The organism is Luteitalea sp. TBR-22, assembly GCF_016865485.1.
Lineage (GTDB): Bacteria > Acidobacteriota > Vicinamibacteria > Vicinamibacterales > Vicinamibacteraceae > Luteitalea.
Genome location: NZ_AP024452.1, coordinates 512,594 through 530,853, shown reverse-complemented (window position 1 = coordinate 530,853; position 18,260 = coordinate 512,594). Strand labels below are relative to the sequence as shown.

Annotated in this window: 12 protein-coding genes; 3 read left to right on the top strand and 9 right to left on the bottom strand. The window is 71.2% G+C overall.

Annotated elements, in window-relative coordinates; all coding sequences use genetic code 11:
* Positions 1-4: 4 nt before the first annotated feature.
* Complete coding sequence (locus tag TBR22_RS02225) at positions 5-1,171, bottom strand: pyridoxal phosphate-dependent aminotransferase (protein WP_239491324.1); 1,167 nt, start codon at positions 1,169-1,171, stop codon at positions 5-7.
* Between the two features lie 81 nt (positions 1,172-1,252).
* Between TBR22_RS02225 and TBR22_RS02220 the strand changes: the two genes are divergently transcribed.
* The gene (locus tag TBR22_RS02220; RefSeq protein ID WP_239491323.1) at positions 1,253-2,077 is read left to right on the top strand and encodes a hypothetical protein; all 825 of its coding nucleotides are present in this window, start codon (positions 1,253-1,255) and stop codon (positions 2,075-2,077) included.
* A gap of 49 nt (positions 2,078-2,126) precedes the next feature.
* Here TBR22_RS02220 and TBR22_RS02215 read toward each other — a convergent pair whose 3' ends face one another.
* Positions 2,127-3,752, bottom strand: a complete 1,626-nt coding sequence (locus tag TBR22_RS02215) for an amidase (RefSeq protein ID WP_239491322.1) — start codon at positions 3,750-3,752, stop codon at positions 2,127-2,129.
* A gap of 41 nt (positions 3,753-3,793) precedes the next feature.
* On the opposite strand from TBR22_RS02215, the gene TBR22_RS02210 reads away from it, so the two are divergent.
* Positions 3,794-6,229: a prolyl oligopeptidase family serine peptidase gene (locus TBR22_RS02210; protein ID WP_239491321.1), complete on the top strand. Its 2,436-nt coding sequence runs from the start codon at positions 3,794-3,796 to the stop codon at positions 6,227-6,229.
* Positions 6,230-6,302: 73 nt separating this feature from the next.
* The gene (locus tag TBR22_RS02205) at positions 6,303-8,852 is read left to right on the top strand and encodes a zinc-dependent metalloprotease (protein ID WP_239491320.1); all 2,550 of its coding nucleotides are present in this window, start codon (positions 6,303-6,305) and stop codon (positions 8,850-8,852) included.
* A gap of 34 nt (positions 8,853-8,886) precedes the next feature.
* Here the strand turns inward: TBR22_RS02205 and TBR22_RS02200 are convergent, their stop codons facing one another.
* The 7 genes from TBR22_RS02200 to TBR22_RS02170 all read right to left on the bottom strand — a co-directional run bounded on the left by TBR22_RS02200 (position 8,887) and on the right by TBR22_RS02170 (position 18,210).
* Positions 8,887-10,206 (bottom strand): SMP-30/gluconolactonase/LRE family protein, encoded by a 1,320-nt coding sequence (locus TBR22_RS02200; RefSeq protein WP_239491319.1) that lies wholly within the window; start codon positions 10,204-10,206, stop codon positions 8,887-8,889.
* Positions 10,207-10,219: 13 nt separating this feature from the next.
* A complete protein-coding gene (locus tag TBR22_RS02195) occupies positions 10,220-11,854 on the bottom strand; it encodes a S9 family peptidase (RefSeq protein ID WP_239491318.1) in 1,635 nt (544 codons plus the stop codon).
* A gap of 207 nt (positions 11,855-12,061) precedes the next feature.
* Entirely contained in the window at positions 12,062-12,754 is a 693-nt protein-coding gene (locus tag TBR22_RS02190) for a hypothetical protein (RefSeq protein ID WP_239491317.1), read from the bottom strand.
* Positions 12,751-14,448: a sodium:solute symporter gene (locus tag TBR22_RS02185; RefSeq protein ID WP_239491316.1), complete on the bottom strand. Its 1,698-nt coding sequence runs from the start codon at positions 14,446-14,448 to the stop codon at positions 12,751-12,753. Before TBR22_RS02185 ends, TBR22_RS02190 begins: the two co-directional genes overlap by 4 nt.
* Positions 14,449-14,563: 115 nt before the next feature.
* Positions 14,564-16,021 carry an argininosuccinate lyase gene (argH, locus tag TBR22_RS02180; RefSeq protein ID WP_239491315.1) on the bottom strand — a complete coding sequence of 486 codons (1,458 nt, stop codon included), beginning with the start codon at positions 16,019-16,021 and terminating at the stop codon, positions 14,564-14,566.
* A gap of 15 nt (positions 16,022-16,036) precedes the next feature.
* Entirely contained in the window at positions 16,037-16,750 is a 714-nt protein-coding gene (locus TBR22_RS02175) for a TVP38/TMEM64 family protein (protein WP_239491314.1), read from the bottom strand.
* Positions 16,738-18,210, bottom strand: coding sequence for an FAD-dependent oxidoreductase (locus TBR22_RS02170; RefSeq protein ID WP_239491313.1), 1,473 nt, complete (start codon positions 18,208-18,210; stop codon positions 16,738-16,740). The genes TBR22_RS02175 and TBR22_RS02170 overlap by 13 nt, the downstream gene beginning before the upstream one ends.
* Between the last annotated feature and the right edge of the window lie 50 nt (positions 18,211-18,260).

Below are 18,260 nucleotides of genomic sequence, written 5' to 3'. Positions count from 1 at the left end.
GGGATCAGGCCGGCTGCAGCAGGGGCAGCCCGCAGAGGACGTCGAGGCCCGCCCGCATGTCGGCTTCCGGCGCGAGCAGGCTCAGCACCAGGTATCCGTCGTGCGGCAGGTCGTAGAAGTAGCCGGGATGCACCACGACGTCGCGCGCCAGCAGGGCCAGCGCGAGATCGTCGGGCTCGCCCACGCAGGGCACGCGGAGCACCACGCTCCATCCGCCCTCGGGCATGCGCACGTCGACGGCGGTGCCGGCGACGCGGGTCATCAGGTGCGCGAGGTTGGCGCGCAGCCGCGCGGCGATGGCCGTGCGTACGACCGCCCCGTCGGCGATCAGGGTCGGCGCGGCCAGTTGCACGGGCGTGGACACGGAGAGGTACGTGTCGGCGATCAGCTCGAGCGCCTCGAGCGCCTGACGAGCGAGGCCGTCAGGGCCCTCGACGACGATCCAGCCCAGCTTGGCCTGTGGCAGGCCGACGAGCTTGGACAGTCCATTGAGCCTGAAGGTCAGCACATCGTCGAGGCGCGGCGTGCGCACGTAGTCCACGCCGGGAGCCAGTGGATAGGCCGCGAACACCTCGTCGACGATCAGGGCGAGGCGGTGGGCGCGGCAGGCGTCGGCCAGCGCCGCCCACTCTGCGGGCGAAGGCACCGATCCCGTCGGGTTGTTCGGCGACACGACCACGAGCGCGCGGGTGCGTGGGGTGATGCGGTCGCGCAGATCCGCCTGGTCGAGTTCCCACCGGCCGGCATCGCGGAAGGTGTACCTGTCGACGGCCACGGCGTCGAGCTGTGCGAGGTGCTCGAACAGCGGGTAGCTCGGGCACGGCACCAGGACACGGTCGCCCGGGTTGCAGAGCAACTTGAAGAGGTGGGAGTACGCCTCGCTCGTGCTCGCCGTCAGGATGAGGCGGTCGGCGTCGATGACATCGCCGACCGAGGCGTGCCAGTCGGCCACGGCGGCGCGGGCGGTGGCCAGACCCCGTGGATCGGGGGCATAGCGCAGGGCCGCCACGTTCGACCAGGCGGCGGCCAGCGTTTCCGGATATGCCACCCCTGCCGTCGTAGGATTGGACTGCGTCAGGTCGATGAGCCGCCCCGGGCGCGCGCGCCGGGCCGCCACCGCGGCAGCCAGCGGAGACGGCACGAGCGAGGAAGGCAGGCGGGTCGAGAACATCGGCCTCCGGCAGCTTACCATCCGCGTTCCGACGGCAAGATGACGGGCGGAAGCAGGGCCTCCGGGCCCGGGAGAACATGCATGCGTTACGTGAAGATGGCCCTGCTGGCCCTCGTCGCCTCGGTGGCGGTCGGCTGCATCTCGATCGATTCGGTCATCAAGATCAAGGCCGACGGCTCGGGCACGATGGAGCAGACGATGCTCATCAACAGCTCGGCGATGGGCATGATGGGGATGATGGGCGGCGGCGACAACAAGGCCGCGGCGCCCAAGATCGACCCGACGACGATCTTCTCGAAGGAGAAGCTGCAGGCGCAGGCCGCCGAACTCGGCGAGGGCGTCACGTTCGTGTCCAGCGAACCGGTCACGCAGGGCGAGATGAAGGGCGTGCGCGCGGTCTATGCGTTCAAGGACTTCAACACGCTCAAGGTGAGCACGGCGCTGCCCGACATGGACGAGGGCGGCGCGAAGGCGACGGGCAAGGGCGAGCCGCTCCCGATCAAGTTCAGCCGCGGCGCGGGCTCGTCGATGCTGACGATGAACATGCTCGACGAGCTGGCCAAGGCCGACGCCAAGCGCAAGCCGGAGGCGAAGAAGGCCGAGGGCCAGCCCGAGATGCCCAAGGAGATGCTCGCGATGCTGGCGCCGATGTTCAAGGACATGCGGGTGGCGATCGCCGTGGAACCGGTCGGCGCGCTGGTGCGCACCAACGCGACGCACGTGCAGGGCAAGCGCGTGACGCTGTTCGACGTCGCGTTCGGCGAGCTGTTCGCCGATCCTGCCGGCCTCGAGAAGATGGAAAAGCTCGGGAACAACCCGTCGCTGACCGAGATCAAGACCGCCCTCAAGGGCATGAAGGGCATCAAGATCAACGAGGTCGAGAAGCTCGAGATCGAGTTCAGGTAGCACGCTCGTGGTGGGGACGCCTCAGCGAGGCGTCCCCACCACAGCGGGCCTAGACCAGCGCGTTCGGCAGATACTGCGGCGGGCGCCGCAGCTTCGTGCGCTGCTCGTAGGCGTACGCGATCGCGATGAGCGCGCCTTCGGACCACGCGGGACCGGTGAACGACACGCCGACCGGCAACCCCCGCACCAGGCCCGCCGGCACCGTGATGCTCGGATAGCCCGACACGGCGGCCGGCCCCGAGCTGCCGCCCGTCCCATAGTCGCCGTTCACGAGGTCGGTGAGCCACGCCGGCCCGCCACTGGGCGACAGCAGGGCGTCGACCTTCTTGAGCGCGAACACCCGGTCGAGGCCCTCGGCGCGCGACAGGCGCGCGGCCCTGGCCTTCGCCGCGAGATACGCCTTGTCGGTCAGCGGCCCCTTCTTCTGGGCCGCGAGGAAGATGTCCTGTCCGAAGTAGGGCATCTCCTCCTTCGCGTGCGCCTCGTTGAACGCGATCAGGTCCTGCAGCGTCTTCATCGGCGCCGACGGCCCGAGCGTCGCGAGGTACGCGTTCACGCCCGCCTTGAACTCGTACAGCAGCACCTCGTACTCGGCGTCGCCGAACTGCCCGCGGGTCGGCAGGTTGGCCTTGTCGACGATGACCGCGCCGGCCGCCTCGAGCGCCTTGATGGCGTCCTCCATGAGGGCGTCGACGCGCGCGTCGAACCCGAAGAAGTTGCGCATCACGCCGATCCGCTTGCCCTGCAGCGCGTCGGCCTGCAGGTATTCGGTGTAGTCCCTGGCACGCCGCTGCGCCGTGGTGGCCGCGTCGCGGGCGTCGGTGCCGGCCAGCACCTGCAGCAGCGCCGCGGCGTCGGCGACGGTCCGCGCCATCGGCCCGGCCGTGTCCTGTGTGGCCGAGATCGGGATGATGCCGCTGCGGCTGACCAGTCCGACGGTCGGCTTGATGCCCACCAGGCCGGACCGTGACGAGGGGCAGATGATCGAGCCGTCCGTCTCGGTGCCCACGGCGACGGCGCACAGGCTCGCGGCGGCGGCCGTGCCGGACCCGGAGCTCGATCCGCAGGCGTTCCGGTCGAGGGCGTACGCGTTGCGGGTGAGCCCGCCGCGGCCGCTCCACCCGCTGGTCGAGTGTTCCGACCGGAAGTTGGCCCACTCGCTCAGGTTCGTCTTGCCGAGGATCACGACGCCGGCCTCGCGCAGGCGGGTGACCAGGCCGGCATCGGCGAGCGGCCGGGCATCCACGAGCGCCAGCGATCCGGCGGTGGTCTTCATCCGATCGGCGGTGTCGATGTTGTCCTTGATCAGGACCGGAATGCCGTGCAGAGGCCCGCGGACCTTGCCCGCCTTCCGCTCGATGTCGAGCCGCTCGGCGATCTCGAGCGCGTCGGGATTGAGCTCGATGACGCTGTTGAGGGTCGGCCCCTGCCGGTCGAGCGCATCGATGCGCCGCAGGTAGGCCTGGGTGAGCGCCCGCGCCGTGAGCTGGCCGGACTCGAGCCCGCGGCGGAGATCGGCCACGTCACGCTCGGCCACCTCCTCGCCGACGGCAAGCGGCGCGCTCGTGACCCGCGGCGGCTCCTGGGCGAGGACGGGCTGGGCGCGCGGATGTGAGCCGGTCGCGAGCACGGCGGTGCCGGCGACGGTGTGCTGGAGGAACTGCCGACGATCCATGGGGGCGGATGTTACAATCCCGGCCTCTCCGGAGGCCACTGATGACCCGCTCCTGGCTGGGCGCGCTCACGCTCACCGCGCTTGCGATCACGTCACCGACACAGGCGCAGCCGGCGTCCGGCTATCGCGTGCCGCCGGAGCCGATCCCGGCCATCCTCGACGCGCCCCCGGTGCCGACCGCGCAGCTGTCGCCCACCGGCGATCGCCTGCTCCTGCTGCAGGCACGCGCGATGCCGACGATTGCGGAACTGGCCGAGCCGGTGCGCCGTCTCGCCGGCGCGCGCTTCGCCGCGGCGTCGGGCGCTCCGGTCGGCGGCATCGGCTATGCCGCCCTGTCGGTGGCCGGGCTCGACGGACGTGCACCGCGCCCCGTCGCGATTGCGCTCGACGCTGCCGATCGCCTGCTGCCCATCGGCTTTGCCCCGGATGGCTCGCGCTACGCCGTCGCCGTGGTGCGCGCCGACCATGTGCAGTTGTGGCTGGTCGATCCGGTCGCGGCCAGTGCGCGACAGGTGCCGGACGTCCGCCTGAGCGCGCCGCTCGGTGTGCAGTGCTCGTGGCTGTCCGACAGCCGGTCGCTGGCATGCCTGACCGTTCCCGCCGACCGCGGCGCGATGCCAACGGCGCCACGCGCGCCCGCCGGGCCGAACGTGCAGGAGACCCGCGGCACGCCGGCGCCGGTGCGCACCTACCAGGACCTGCTCACGAGCGCACACGACGAAGCGCTGTTCACCTGGTACACGACGAGCACCATCGCCGTGATCCCGGCCGCCGGTGGCACGCCGCGCATCGTCGGGGCTGCCGGTCAGTACACCATGGTCAGCCCGGCGCCTTCCGGACGGTTCCTGCTCGTCGAGTCGATCGAGCGCCCGTTCTCGCGGCTGGTGCCCTACGACGACTTCCCGAAGCACGTGCGCGTGATCGACATGGGCGGCGCCGAGGTGTACTCACTTGCGAAGCTCCCGCTGGCCGACGCCGTGCCGATCAATGGCGTGCCGACGGGTCCGCGCCGGTACGACTGGGATCCGACGCAGCCGGCGCGCCTGACGTGGGTCGAGGCGCTCGACGGCGGCAACCCGAAGGCGACGGCCGCGCACCGCGATCGGTTGATGGCGCTGACGGTGCCCAGCCGCATGGCGCCGGTGGCCTGGCACCAGACCCAGCATCGGTGCGTGGGCGTGGCGTGGACCGAGGATGGGCAGGCGCTCGTCAGCGAGTTCGACCGGCCGACACGCGGCACGCGGCTGACCCTGGTGGCCCGCGACGGCACCGTCCGCGTGCTCTCGCAGCGCTCGGCCGAGGACGCCTACGCCAATCCCGGCACTCCGTACAGACTGCCCGGGCAGGACACGGTGCTGACGCACGACGGCGGCATCTACCTGCTCGGGCAGGGCGCCTCGCCCGAGGGCGACCGGCCGTTCGTCGACCGGCTCGACCTGGCCACCGGCACGGCGACGCGCCTGTTCCGCAGCAGCGGGGAGCAGTACGAGCAGGTCGTCGCCGTGGTGACGCGCGACGGCAGCCGGATCCTGACGCGGCATGAGTCCAGGACGTCACCGCCCAATTACGTGTTGCGCACGCTCGGCCAGGGCGGGGCCGGAGATGGCGCCAGGCTCGCCCTCACGTCGTTCGCCGACCCGGCGCCACAGCTGCGCGGCGTCACCAAGGAGCGCCTCAGCTACACGCGCAAGGACGGCGTCGCGCTGAGCGCCACGCTCTACCTCCCGGCCGGCTACACCGCCGGGACCCGACTGCCGCTGCTGATGTGGGCCTATCCCCAGGAGTTCACCAGTGCCGCGGCAGCCGGCCAGGTGAGCGGCTCGCCGTATCGGTTCGACGTCGTCCGAGGCGCCTCGCACCTGCTGCTGCTCACGCAGGGCTACGCGATCCTCGACGATCCGTCGATGCCGATCGTCGGCGAAGGCGAGACCGCCAACGACCACTATGTGGAGCAGCTGGTGGCGAGCGCCGAGGCCGCCGTCGACGCGGTGGTGGCGCGCGGCGTGACCGATCGCGATCGGATCGCCGTCGGCGGCCACAGCTACGGCGCCTTCATGACGGCCAACCTGCTCGCGCACACCGACCTGTTCCGGGCCGGCATCGCACGGAGCGGGGCCTACAACCGCACGCTCACGCCGTTCGGCTTCCAGTCGGAGTCACGGACGTTCTGGGAGGTCCCCGAGGTGTACGCGCGCATGTCGCCGTTCTGGTACGCCGACCGGATCAAGGAGCCGATCCTGCTGACGCACGGCGAGGCCGACAACAACCAGGGCACCTTCCCGATCCAGTCGGAGCGCTTCTACATGGCCCTGAAGGGACACGGCGCCACCGTCCGGTACGTGACCCTGCCCCATGAGGCGCATGGCTACGCGGCACGCGAGTCGGTGTTGCACACCGTTGCCGAGATGCTCGACTGGCTCGACACGCACGTGAAGTCCGCGCCGACCCGTCCGGCGACGAGCGCCACCAATCGCTGATCCTTCAGGAGACGTCGCCGCGGGACTCGTCCCACGGCCAGACGGCCGGACAGGACCGGACGCCACCACTCGCATGCACACCCACACACGCGCGCTGCTGATCACGCTGTCCGTCCTCACCGCCGCCGGCATCGCCCCGCCGGCCGTCGCGCAAACGGCGCCCGCCACGCTCGCAGAGCGCACGAAGGCGTGGACGCGGATGGACGGCTTCGTGCCGATGTACTGGGACGAGGCCTCGGGCAGGCTGTACCTGGAGATCTCGCGGTTCGACCAGGAGTTCCTCTACCAGGTGTCGCTGCCGGCAGGCCTCGGCTCCAACCCGGTGGGGCTGGATCGCGGACAACTCGGCCCGACCTCGGTGGTGACCTTCCAGCGCGTCGGCCCGAAGGTGTTGCTCACGCAGGCCAACTACCGCTTCCGCGCCCTGACCGAGGATGCCGCCGAACGGCAGGCCGTGGCCGATTCGTTCGCGCGGTCGGTGCTCTGGGGGTTCAAGGTGGAGGCGCAGGAGGGGGGGCGCGTGCTGGTCGACGCCACGGACTTCGTGCTGCGCGACGCGCACGGCGTCTCCGACCGGCTGCGCGGGTCGGGCCAGGGCGCCTACCGCGTGGACGGCTCACGCACGGCGCTCTACCTGCCGCGCACCAGGGCCTTCCCGAAGAACAGCGAGGTCGAGGCGGTGGTGACCCTGGTCACCGAGGCGTCGCCAGGGCCGCTCGTCAGCCAGGTGACGCCGACCGGCGCGGCGGTGACCGTGCGCCAGCACCACTCGTTCGTCGAGTTGCCCGACCTCGCGACGCACCCCTTCAGGCCCCGGGTCGCCGACCCGCGCGCCGGTGGCATCGACCTGATGTTCCACGACTACGCGTCGCCGATCACCGCGCCGATCGAGAAGCACTGGGCGCTGCGGCACCACCTGCAGAAGAAGGATCCCGCGGCCGCCGTGAGCGACGTGGTCGAGCCCATCGTGTACTACGTCGACAACGGCACGCCGGAGCCGATCCGCACGGCGCTGGTCGAGGGTGCCCAGTGGTGGGCGAAGGCCTTCGAGGCGGCGGGCTTCCGCAACGGCTTCCAGGTGAAGGTGCTGCCGGCCGACGCCGACCCGATGGACCTCCGCTACAACATGATCAACTGGGTGCATCGCTCGACGCGCGGCTGGTCGTATGGCGCCGCCGTCGAGGATCCGCGCACCGGCCAGATCCTCAAGGGCAACGTCAGCCTCGGCTCCCTGCGCGTGCGACAGGACATCATGCTCGGCACCGGGCTGACGGCGCAGGCCGGCAACGACGCGGCCGGCGCGCCTGTCGCGGGCGCCCTCGCCTGCGCGGCCGGCGACTCGCCCGACGCCGAGTACCTCGCCGCCCTCGACCCGAGCACCGACGCGACGGCGATGGCCCTGGCGCGCATCCGCCAGCTGTCGGCGCACGAGGTGGGACACACGCTCGGCTTCACGCACAACTTCGCCGCGAGCACCTACGGCCGCGCCTCGGTGATGGACTACCCGGCGCCGATGGCGAAGATCACCAACGGCAAGGTCGACCTGTCGGAGGCATACGGCGTCGGCGTCGGCGCCTTCGACGAGTTCGCGGTGAAGTACGCGTACAGCCAGTTCGCGCCGGGCGCCGACGAGGCCGCCGAGCTCGCGCGCCTCGTCGACGAGGCCACCGCGAAAGGCCTGTTGTTCATCGCCGACAACGACGCGAGGCCGGCAGGCGCCGCGCACCCGCTGGCCAGCCTGTGGGACAACGGCAGCGACCCGATCGCCAACCTGAAGCACGAACTCGCCGTGCGCGCCCTGGCGATGGGCACGTTCGACATCGGCAACATCCCCGAGGGCCGTTCGCTCAGCTTCCTGGAGCAGCAGTTCCTGCCGCTCTATCTCCACCATCGCTACCAGGTGCAGGCGACGGTGAAGTCGGTGGGCGGACAGTTCTACACCTACGCCGTGCGCAAGGGCGGAGCGCCGGCGCCGGCCGCCACGCGGATCGTGGCTCCCGAGGTGCAGCGCGCCGCGCTCGACGCCCTGCTCGCGACGTTGTCGCCCGACGTGCTGGTGGTGCCCGATCGAATCCTGGCGCTGCTGCAGCCGCGGACGGAGGCCTTCGGCGGCTACAACACCGAGATGTTCCCGCGCCGCACCGGCCTCACGTTCGATCCGGCGTCGGCCGCGGCCATCGCCGCGGACCTGACCATCTCCGGCCTGCTCAATCCCGAGCGCGCCGCGCGCCTGGTGGAGTTCCACGCGCGCGACGCGAAGAACCCGGGCCTGCACGAGGTGATCCAGGCGATGCGCACGGCGCTGCGGCCGGCGAGCGGTCGAGAGGATGCGGCAGCCCTGGCGCTGCGTGCCGCGCAGACGGTGTTCGCGATGCGGCTCATGGAACTCGGCGCCAACGAGTCCGCTGCCGCCGATGTGCGCGCCATCGCGCAGCAGCAGGTCGGCCAGCTCGAGATGCTCACGATGGCCCGCGGCACGGCCACGCCAGCGAGCCCCGAGTGGGTCGCGCATGCCGCGGCACTGCGCGACATGGTGACGCGGTACCAGGCACGGCCGTTCTCCCCCTACACGCCGCAGAAGCTGCTGCCGACGCCGGCAGGCGATCCGATTGGCGGGATGTAGCCAAGGGACGAGGGACAACTACCTTGTCCCTCGTTCAGCTCGCCAGGTTCACGCGCCTGATGACCGGCTTCTGCAGCGTGTCCATCGAGGCAGGAACGCCGGGCGCAGTGAAGCGGCGGATCTGGCTGTTGGCGATGTAGTAGAAGCCGTCACCGACCACCACGCCGGCCGTGGGCATGTCGTGGTCGGGGAGGTTGGCGTCGAGGACGTCGAGCGCCCGGACGTTGAGGCCGTCCGGCGTGAGTCGCAGGCGCACCACGCGCGACAGGCCAGGCAGGCCGTTCTGCACCGCCACCAGGTCCGACTTGTGTGTCGCCAGACCGTCGATGCCGACCAACGTGACCGATGCCGGATGGCCCACCGGCTCGATGGCCCTCGTCGAGAGCATCACCCGCGACACGCCCTCGAGGTGGGCGACGTACAGCGCCCGTCCGTCACCGCTCCACGCCAGGCCGGCAGGACGCAGGTCGGGGTCCAGGCGCACGAAGGGCTCGAGCGCCCTGGTGCCCGGGCGCCAGCGATACAGCACGCCGGCGCGCGCGTCGGTCATGTAGAGCGCGCCGTCAGGCGCCTGCACGATCTCGTCGAGGCGATGTCCACCAGCGGCCAGCGGCGGCGCCAGCCGCGTGACCTGCCGCCCCGACGACAACTGCAGCCGATGCAGGTACGACTGCCCCTCGTCGGCTGGCGCATACGCCTGCATCTCGGGTCCGCCGGCGCTCAACACGTAGAGCGCCCCCCTGGTGTTGTCGGCCTCGAGGCCGCGCACCCCCAGGAAGCCGGCCTCGCGCGACGTCGCGTAGTCGGCGGCGCGCCCCGTCACCTCGTCGACCACCACGACCTTCCGCTTGTAGAGGCTGCCGACGAGGAACCGGCGTGATCCCCGGTCGTACGTCATCGCCTCCGGGAAGAAGTCGGGCTCGTTGAGGCGGAAGGCGACGACGCTGTGCTGCGCCGGCGCGACGAGTGCCTGCAATCGCTCCTGCCACTCGGGCCAGCGCGGCTGGTCGCGCAGGACCTCGAACGAGGGCGACACCAGCACGTCCGCGGCGATGCCCTTGTCGGCGAGCAGGCCGAGCGCGGCGAACGCCTCGTCGTAGCGCCCCGCCCGCGCCGCGGCGTGGACCTGCGCATGGAGGATGAAGGGATGGTTGGGCGGCGCCCGCCGGGCAGCTCGCGCGACCGCCTCGACCGCCGCCGCCACATCGGCGCCTGCCAGCGCGACGAGTGCCTGCTCGTAGAGGGTCACCCATGGCAGGGTGGGGTCGGCGGCCGCGCGCGGGAGGCGGCCGCGCGCCGGCACGACGGTGCCGAGCACGGCCGCGAGGGCCAGGGCGAACTGTCGGCGGCGCATGCCGCGATTGTAGTTACTGGAGCTCGGTTGCCGCCATCACCGCTTCCTGGGATCGCGCCCGCACCCAGTCCGTGCGCGTCTCGAAGTAGCCGGCCACGAAGCCGCCCAGGGTCGGCTGCTCCTGCTTGCCGCCCGTGATCGCCTGGAAGAAGCCGTGGTTGGCGCGGGCGAACTCGCGGATCGTGACGTTGGCCTTGCCCGCCTCGCGGACCGCCTGCTCCATCCGCGCGCGATGCACGCGCGGCGGCACGATGGAGTCCAGTTCGCCGTACAGCACGAGCATCGGAACGGTCAGCTGCTTCAGGACTGGCAGCGGGTCGTACGAGAACACGTGCTCCCAGTTCCAGCGGAGCGAGTCGAGCGAGGTCGGCGCGTTGACGTAGGACAGCCAGCCGCCCCGCGCCGCCGTGCCGATGGCCGCCTCGAGCCGATCCCAGCCCTCGCCCGTGCGGGCGACCTCGAACTTCTGGTCCATGAAGGCGACCGCGGCCGCGATCGCCTCGCCCTTCTGCCCGTCGGCGCGCATCGTCGACTCGACGCGCAGCCGCTCGTGCTCGAGCGGCGTCATCACCGGCGCCGACTCGACGATGACGAACGCGACATCCGGGGACCTGACCGCCGCGAGGGGGGCGACCCACCCACCGAGGCTCATGCCATGCAGCCCGATCGCCGAGGCCTGGATGTCGGACCGCGACCTCAGGTACCGCACTCCCGCCAGTGCGTCGTCGGCCAGGTCGTCGAACGTGGCGCGTGCCCATCGGCCGGTCGAGACGCCCGTCCCACGCTTGTCGGTGATGAGCACGGCGACGCCGTTGCGGGCGAAGTGATCGGCGAACGGGCGCAGGGTGTCGCGGGTGACGGCGCCCGACCCGTGAATCATGACGATGGCCGGATGGGGACCGGGGCCGGCCGGGAGCAGCAGGCTGCCGGCGATGCTGACCTCGCCGCTGGCATAGCGCACGAACTGCTCGGTATAGAACTCGCGGCGCTGCGCGGCGACGACGTGGCCGCGGCGGGCGTACTCGATGCGCCGCGCGACACCGTCGGCATCACGCTGGGCGCGGATGCGCACCTCGACGGGATAGCCCGTGGACAGCGACGGGCCGGCGACGAATTCGTCGGCGCTGATGGGGAACAGCATGCCGGTGCGCCCCGACTCGTAGTCCACGTACACGGGCGCGTCCTGCCCGGGGGCCACGAGCAGCACCTTGCCGGGCGCCCACTCGTACGTCCCGTACACCCCCTGCATCTGCGTGGGCGTCGGCTCGGCCAGGCGCAGCATCTCGAAGCGGGCGTAGGCATAGCCCTGGCGGACGTTGCCCTGCAGTCGTCCCTCGCCCTCCAGGCGGCCCTCGAAGAGAAGGTTGCCCTGCTGCCCGGGCACCTCGAAGGAGAGTGAGCGGCCCCGCTGGGTGACCGCGCGCAAGGGGATGCCCGCCTCGCCGCGCTGCGGGAGCGCGATGGTGCCCGACAGCGAGTCCGTGGTCGTGAACGTCGCATCGACGGTCACCACGGTGTTGCGGTTCTCGAACCCGCCGATCCATCGCCCCTCGATGCCGGGCGCAGACGCGAGTGCGGGCGCCGGACAGAGGGCTGCGAACATGGCGAACGTACCGATACCGACCTGCAGCAGGCTGACCTGTCGCATCGAGTCCTCCGTGATGGATGTGGCAGAGGAGACGAGGCGCGAGCGCGAGCGTTCGGGTTATTACGCGATCAGGAAGGGCGCAGGGACGGCGCGGCGCACGCGCGTGACGAGCGAGAGGCGAGGTGACCGCCGCGAGGGGCGCGACGGCCGAGTCTCGGGGAAGCCCTTCGACTCCCGACTCCCGATTCCCGACTCCCGATTCCCGGCTCAGAAGATCCGATACACCAGGCCAGCGCCGATCGTCACGGCGTTGGCGTTCTCGGTGATGCGGCGCCCCGAGGCGCCAGACCTGAAGGTGATCTCGGGCTGGCACCAGGCGTAGGCGACGTTGCCGCGGATGGCGAACTTCTCGTTGAAGTCGTGCCACAGGCTCCCCTGCAGGCGCCAGGCGAACGAGATGTTGGCGTCGCCGGTGATGGCGCCGGAACCGAGGGCGAGGTCGGGCTTGATCTCGTCGGCGACCTTGAAGCTGTTGAAGGACGGGCCAGCGGCCAGCGCGACGTCGTAGCTGAGCGGGTGCTGGACCCACGTACGCCGCACGCCCACCAGGACGGGCCGTACCGTCAGCCGGCCCATCGGGGTCGTCGGTCGGGCGAGGGCCACGGCGTCGACGTCGGCCCGGAACCAGCCGAACAGCGGGGAGATCGCCCAGCCGCTCTTGGAGGGGGCGCGGAACAGGAAGCGGTACGGGAACGGGTTGGACACGTGGCCGGCGGTGGTGAAGACCTTCTCCCACCCGGCGCCGACCGCCAGCCCGGTCCAGAACCGCTGTCGCTCGACACGCGTGATCTTGTTCGCCTCCGGCGGTGGCGGGGGGGCCGGCGCGGGGTCCTGGGCCCGGGCCGGCACCGACCACAGGCTCGCAGCCATGCACGCGGCCGCGAGCAGGCGACGACTCACGAGGCCGGCTCCGCCTGTCGCGCCGGCACGACCACGCTCACCAGCAGCCCGACGACGACCACGCCGACGGCGCCGATGACGTTGTGCCACAGGAAGGAGATCTCCGGGCGCGTGAAGGCCACCGTCGCGACCAGCGACATGCCGCCGATGAGCCCCACGAAGGCGCCGGTGCCCGACGCGCGGCGCGTCAGCATGGCGAGCATGAAGACGCCGAGGATTGACCCGTAGAAGAACGAGCCGAAGCGGTTCACCACCTCGATGAGCGACCCCAGGTTGGTTGCAAACAGCGCCACGACGCAGGCGAAGATCCCCCAGAAACCGGTGGCGATGCGCGAGACGTGCAGGTAGTGCGCGTCGGGCGCCTCCGGCCTCACGAGCCGGCGATAGAAGTCGATGACGGTGGTCGTGGCGAGCGCGTTGAGCTCGGAGGCGATGCTCGACATCGCGGCGGCCATGATGGCGGCGAGGATGATGCCGATCAGGCCGATCGGCAGGTGCGTGGTGACGAAGGTCGGGAAGACGTAGTTCACGTCGCGATAGGCCTTGTCTCCGGTCACCTCCTGCACCAGCGCCGTGGCTTCCTTGCGGACGGCCTTGAGGTCGGCATCGGCGGCGAGAAAGGTCGATTCCGCGGCGGCGCGCGCGACCGGCTCCTCGACTCTGGCCAGGATGGTCGCCGCCTCGCGGCGCGCCGCGAAGGCCGTGTCGAACCGCTGCTCGGCGGCGGCGTACGCGCCAGCCTGTGGGCTGGCCTTCACCTTTGCCTCGTGCACCGGGTTGAACAGCATCGGCGGCTGGTTGAACAGGTAGAACACGAACACCAGCACGCCGATCATCAGCACGAGCACCTGAAGCGGAATCTTCCAGTAGGCACTCATGTAGAGCGAGGAGGTCGCCTCCTGCTCCGACTTCGCGGTGAGGTAGCGCTGCACCTGGCTCTGGTCACACCCGAAGTACGACAGCATCAGGAACAGGCCACCGATGAGGCCCGACCAGAACGTGTAGGTCTCGTTGAGCGTGAACCGGAAATCGAACGCCTGCATCCGGCCGGTGGCGCCGGCCACGGTGAGCGCGTCGCCGAGGCTCACGTCCGCAGGCAGGCCGACGACCAGCGCAATCGCGACGGCGACGAGGCCGAACACGATGATGTACATCTGCTTGACGTCGGTCCACGTCACCGCCTGCACACCGCCGAGCATGGTGTAGATCGCCGTCGGGATGCCGATCAGCAGCACCGTGAGCGTCAGGTTCCAGCCCATGATGATCGACAGGATCACCGCGGGCGCCGAGATGATCGTGCCGCACGAGAGGCCGCGCGAGACCAGGAACAGCGCGCTCGTCAGCGTCCGCGTCTTGATGTCGAACCGGCGCTCCAGGTACTCGTAGGCCGTGTACACCTTCGCCCGATGGAAGAAGGGCACGGCCGTGACCGAGAGGATCACCATCGCCAGCGGCAGGCCGAAGTAGAACTGCACGAAGCGCAGCCCGTCGGCGTAGCCCTGCCCGGTGGTGCCGACCATCGTGATGGCGCTGAGCTGCGTCGCCATCACCGAGAGGCCGACCGCCCACCAGGGGTTGCTGCGGTTGCCGAGGAAGTAGCCCTCGATCTCCTTGCTGCCTCGCGTGTGCTCGACGCCGGTCCAGATGATCCACGCCAGGTAGGCGCCGATGATGATCCAGTCGATGGGGTGCATGGCTAGCGGGTGAAGGCCTGCTGCAACGCGAACAGCGCGAGCAGGGTCACGATCTCGACGACGATCACCGAGATCGCCGACGTCGCCGTCTTCTGGTGTCGGGACTCGCTCGAGGTCACAGGGCCTCCACGGCCTCGCGCAACCCGCGCGACGCCTCCAGCAGCGCATTCCGCGTGCGTGTCGTCCAGGCGCGATCGGCGGACAGGCTCGCGGCCTCGGCCGCCAGGGCCTCGGTCGTCCGCTCCGGCGACGGCCCGCCGAGGGTGCGACGCACCTCGACGAAGTGCCGCGCGCTCAACACGTGCTGCAGCTCCTCCTCGGTGTACGGCAGGGTCCTGCCGAGCACGGCGGTGGTCGCGGCGTCGAGCACCGCCACGAGCGGCGCCTCGGGCTGCTGCCGGCGACCGGCGACGAAGTGCGCCGCCACCTCGTGGCTCACCCGGAACGGCAGCGCGTGCGTGCGCGCCAGCGTGTCGGCCAGCTCGGTCACCGTCGTGCCGCCCTCGGCAGCGCGCGAGGCCATCTTCGCCACGTCGAAGGTGGCCTGCGACATCGCGCCGGCCACCAGCCGGATCGCCCGGATCCCGTCACGGAAGGCCGTCGCCACGAGCGGCTGCAGGTCGTCCTCGGTGTCGACGATGTCGCCGAAGGGCGTGTTGTGCACGGTCACCGCGACCGCTTGCGCCTGGGCGAACGCCTTGCTGCCGAGCGCCCGCGCGTGCTCGAGCGCCACCGGGTTGCGCTTCTGCGGCATGATGCTGCTGCACTGCACGTAGCCGTCCGAGAGCCGCAGGTAGCCGAATTCGGCGGTGCACCAGAGCATCAGGTCCTGCACGAACCGGCCGGTGCCCACCAGCAGCACCGACAGCGCGCTCGTCGCCTCGAGCAGGTAGTCCACCGTCGCGATGCTGCCGTAGGTGTTGCCGGTCGGGCCGGAGAAGCCGAGCAGCGCCGAGGTCCGTTCGCGGTCGATCGGGAAGCCCGTGCCGGTGATCGCGCAGGCGCCGAGCGGGTTGCGGTTGACGCTCGCGTACGCCGCGCGCAGGCGCTGGTGGTCGCGCCCGAGCTGCTCGACCACCGCGAGCAGGTAGTGGGCGACGGTGCTCGGCTGCGCCGGCTGCGTGTGGGTGTGCGCGGCATACACGGTGTGCACGTGCCGCCCGGCCAGCTCGATCAGCGACGCCCGCAGCTCCTCCACCGCCACCGCGGCCTCGAGCACCGCCTGTCGGAGCCGCATCCGGTACATCGTCATGTCGATGTCGTTGCGGCTGCGGGCGGTGTGCAGGCGCCCCGCGATCTCGTGTCCGCATGCGTCGACGAGGATCTGCTCGAGGTAGAAGAACAGGTCCTCGTAGGTGCCGTCGAAGGTGACGGTCCGGACGTGGTCCTCGTCGATGCGATCGAGGCCGGCGCGTATCAGGCGCGCGGCGTCGCGGGCGACGATGCCCTGCTCGGTGAGCATCACGAGGTGGGCGTAGTCGATGGCCCGGAGCTGGACGAGGAAGAGGCGCTTGGCGTCCTCGAAGATGTCATTCAGGACGAGGTCGACGTACTCGGGAGCGAACGAGGGCATTTTGCGAAAAGTATTTCACGCCTCCCCGGAGGGGGCGAGCTCGGTGTGTGTCAGGGCGCGCCGCGCCACCGCGGCGACGCGGAGCGCCACCAGGAGCGCCGCGACCAGCCCCGTCGCGAGCAGGACGTACTGGCCTGGCGTGCGGGGCGGGCGGGCGCCCGCGGCGACGGCGGCCACGTCGCCGATGACGTGGCCGTAGTACACGTACAGGAACGTCCCCGGCAGCGTGCCCGGCGAGGCCAGTACCATGTCGCGCCAGCGAATCCGGGTCAGTCCCAGGAGGTAGTTCAGCACGGTGAACGGGATGAGCGGCGTCAGTCGGAGCAAGAACACCATCCGCGTGCCCTCTGCGGCGACGGCGCGATCCACGGCCGCAAACCGGGGATGGCTCGAGGCCCACGCCTCGACCCACGGACGTGCGACTTGGCGGGCCACCAGGAAGGCCAGCGTCGATCCCGCGGTCGAGGCGCAGAACACCACCGGCACGCCGGGCCAGAGGCCGAACAGCGCCCCGGCGGTCAGCGTGAGCAGCGAACCCGGCACGGCGAACGGCACGGCCAGCGCGTAGATCAGGCCATACGCGACCGGGGCGAGCCAGCCGAGGCTGCGCACCCACTCCAGCAGCGACACCACGTGATGCAGCTGGCTGCGCACGAGCAGCACGACGACGGCGAGCGTGGCCAGCCCCAGGGCGGCGCGTGCGGCGAGCCGGGTCGTCACCGTCGCCACGCGAGCCAGCGGTCGAAGAGGCCGCGTACGGTGGGCGTGAGGCGGCCGCGGTTGTGGAGATCGCCAATCTTCCGGAAGGCCTCGGCGCGCGTCGGGTAGGGGTGGACGATGGCGGCCAGCTGCGACAGCGTGGTGCGCGTCGCCACCAGCACGGCGACCTCGCCGATCAGGTCGCCGGCGCCCCGCCCGACGACAGTGCCGCCGACCACGCGGCCGTCGCGCGCGTGGAGTCGGACGCCGCCCTGCCGCTCGTCGTCGGTGCGGGCGCGATCGACGTCGGTCCAGGCCACCTCATGCGTGACGAGGCCCGGCCCGGACGTCTCGCCGACGTGCGCGACCTCGGGGTCCGTGTACGTGCAGCGGGGGATGGCGCTCGTGTCGATGCCCTTGCGCCCGAGGAACAGCGCGTTCTGGATGACGGCCCGCGCACTCGCGTCGGCGGCGTGGGTGAACGCCTGCGGGAGGCACACGTCGCCGGCGGCATAGATGGCCGGGTTGGACGTGCGCAGGTGCGCGTCGACGGTGATGCCGCGGTCGGTCCAGGCGACGCCCGCCGCCTCGAGGCCGAGGCCCTCGACGTTGGGCTGCCGGCCCGCGGCCACCAGCACCGCATCGACGTCGACCACCGCCGCGCCGGCATCGCCGTGCACGTGGACCCGATGCGCCCCGTCGGGGGCGGCACCGGCGTCGATGCGGAGGATGCGACTGCGCGTGTACACGGCGACGCCGTCGGCCAGCAGCGCCGCATGCACCGTCGCGGCCGCGTCGGCCGACTCGCGCGCCAGCAGCGTGGGGTTGGACTGCACCAGCGTCACCTGCGTGCCCAGGCGCTGGAAGGCCTGCCCCAACTCGCAGCCGATCGGCCCGCCGCCGATCACGAGCAATCGCCTCGGCTGCGCCTCGATCTCGAAGATCGTCTCGTTGGTGTGGGGCCGCGCGTCGGCCAGTCCCGGGACGTCGGGCATCTTCGGTCGCGCGCCCGTCGCGATGACGCCGCGCGCCAGGCGGAGCGCTGCCCCACCGACCTCCACGGTGTCGCGTCCCGTGAATCGCGCGTCGCCGAGGAACACGTCGACACCCAGCCCGGCAAAGCGCGCCACCGAGTCGTGCGGGCTGATCGACTGCCGCACCGCGCGCACCCGGGCCATCACCGCCGCGAAATCGACGCGATCGATCGTCGCGTGGACGCCGAAGCGGGCCGCCTCGCGCACCGCGTGGGCGGCGTGCGCGGCGCGGATGAACGCCTTGGAGGGCACGCAGCCGACGTTCAGGCAGTCGCCGCCGAGCGCCCGGCGCTCGACCAGCGCCACCTTCGCCCCGAGCCCGGCCGCGCCCGCGGCGCACACCAGTCCCGCCGTGCCGCCGCCGATGACGACGAGGTTGTACCTCGCCGCCGGCACCGGGTTGCGGTGCGTCGGCGGGAAGACCTGCGCGGCAAGCTGTGGGTCGGGGCTGAACATGGGAGGGATCTGCAATTTCAGAGTTTCAGAATTTCAGAATTGGAGCGCCT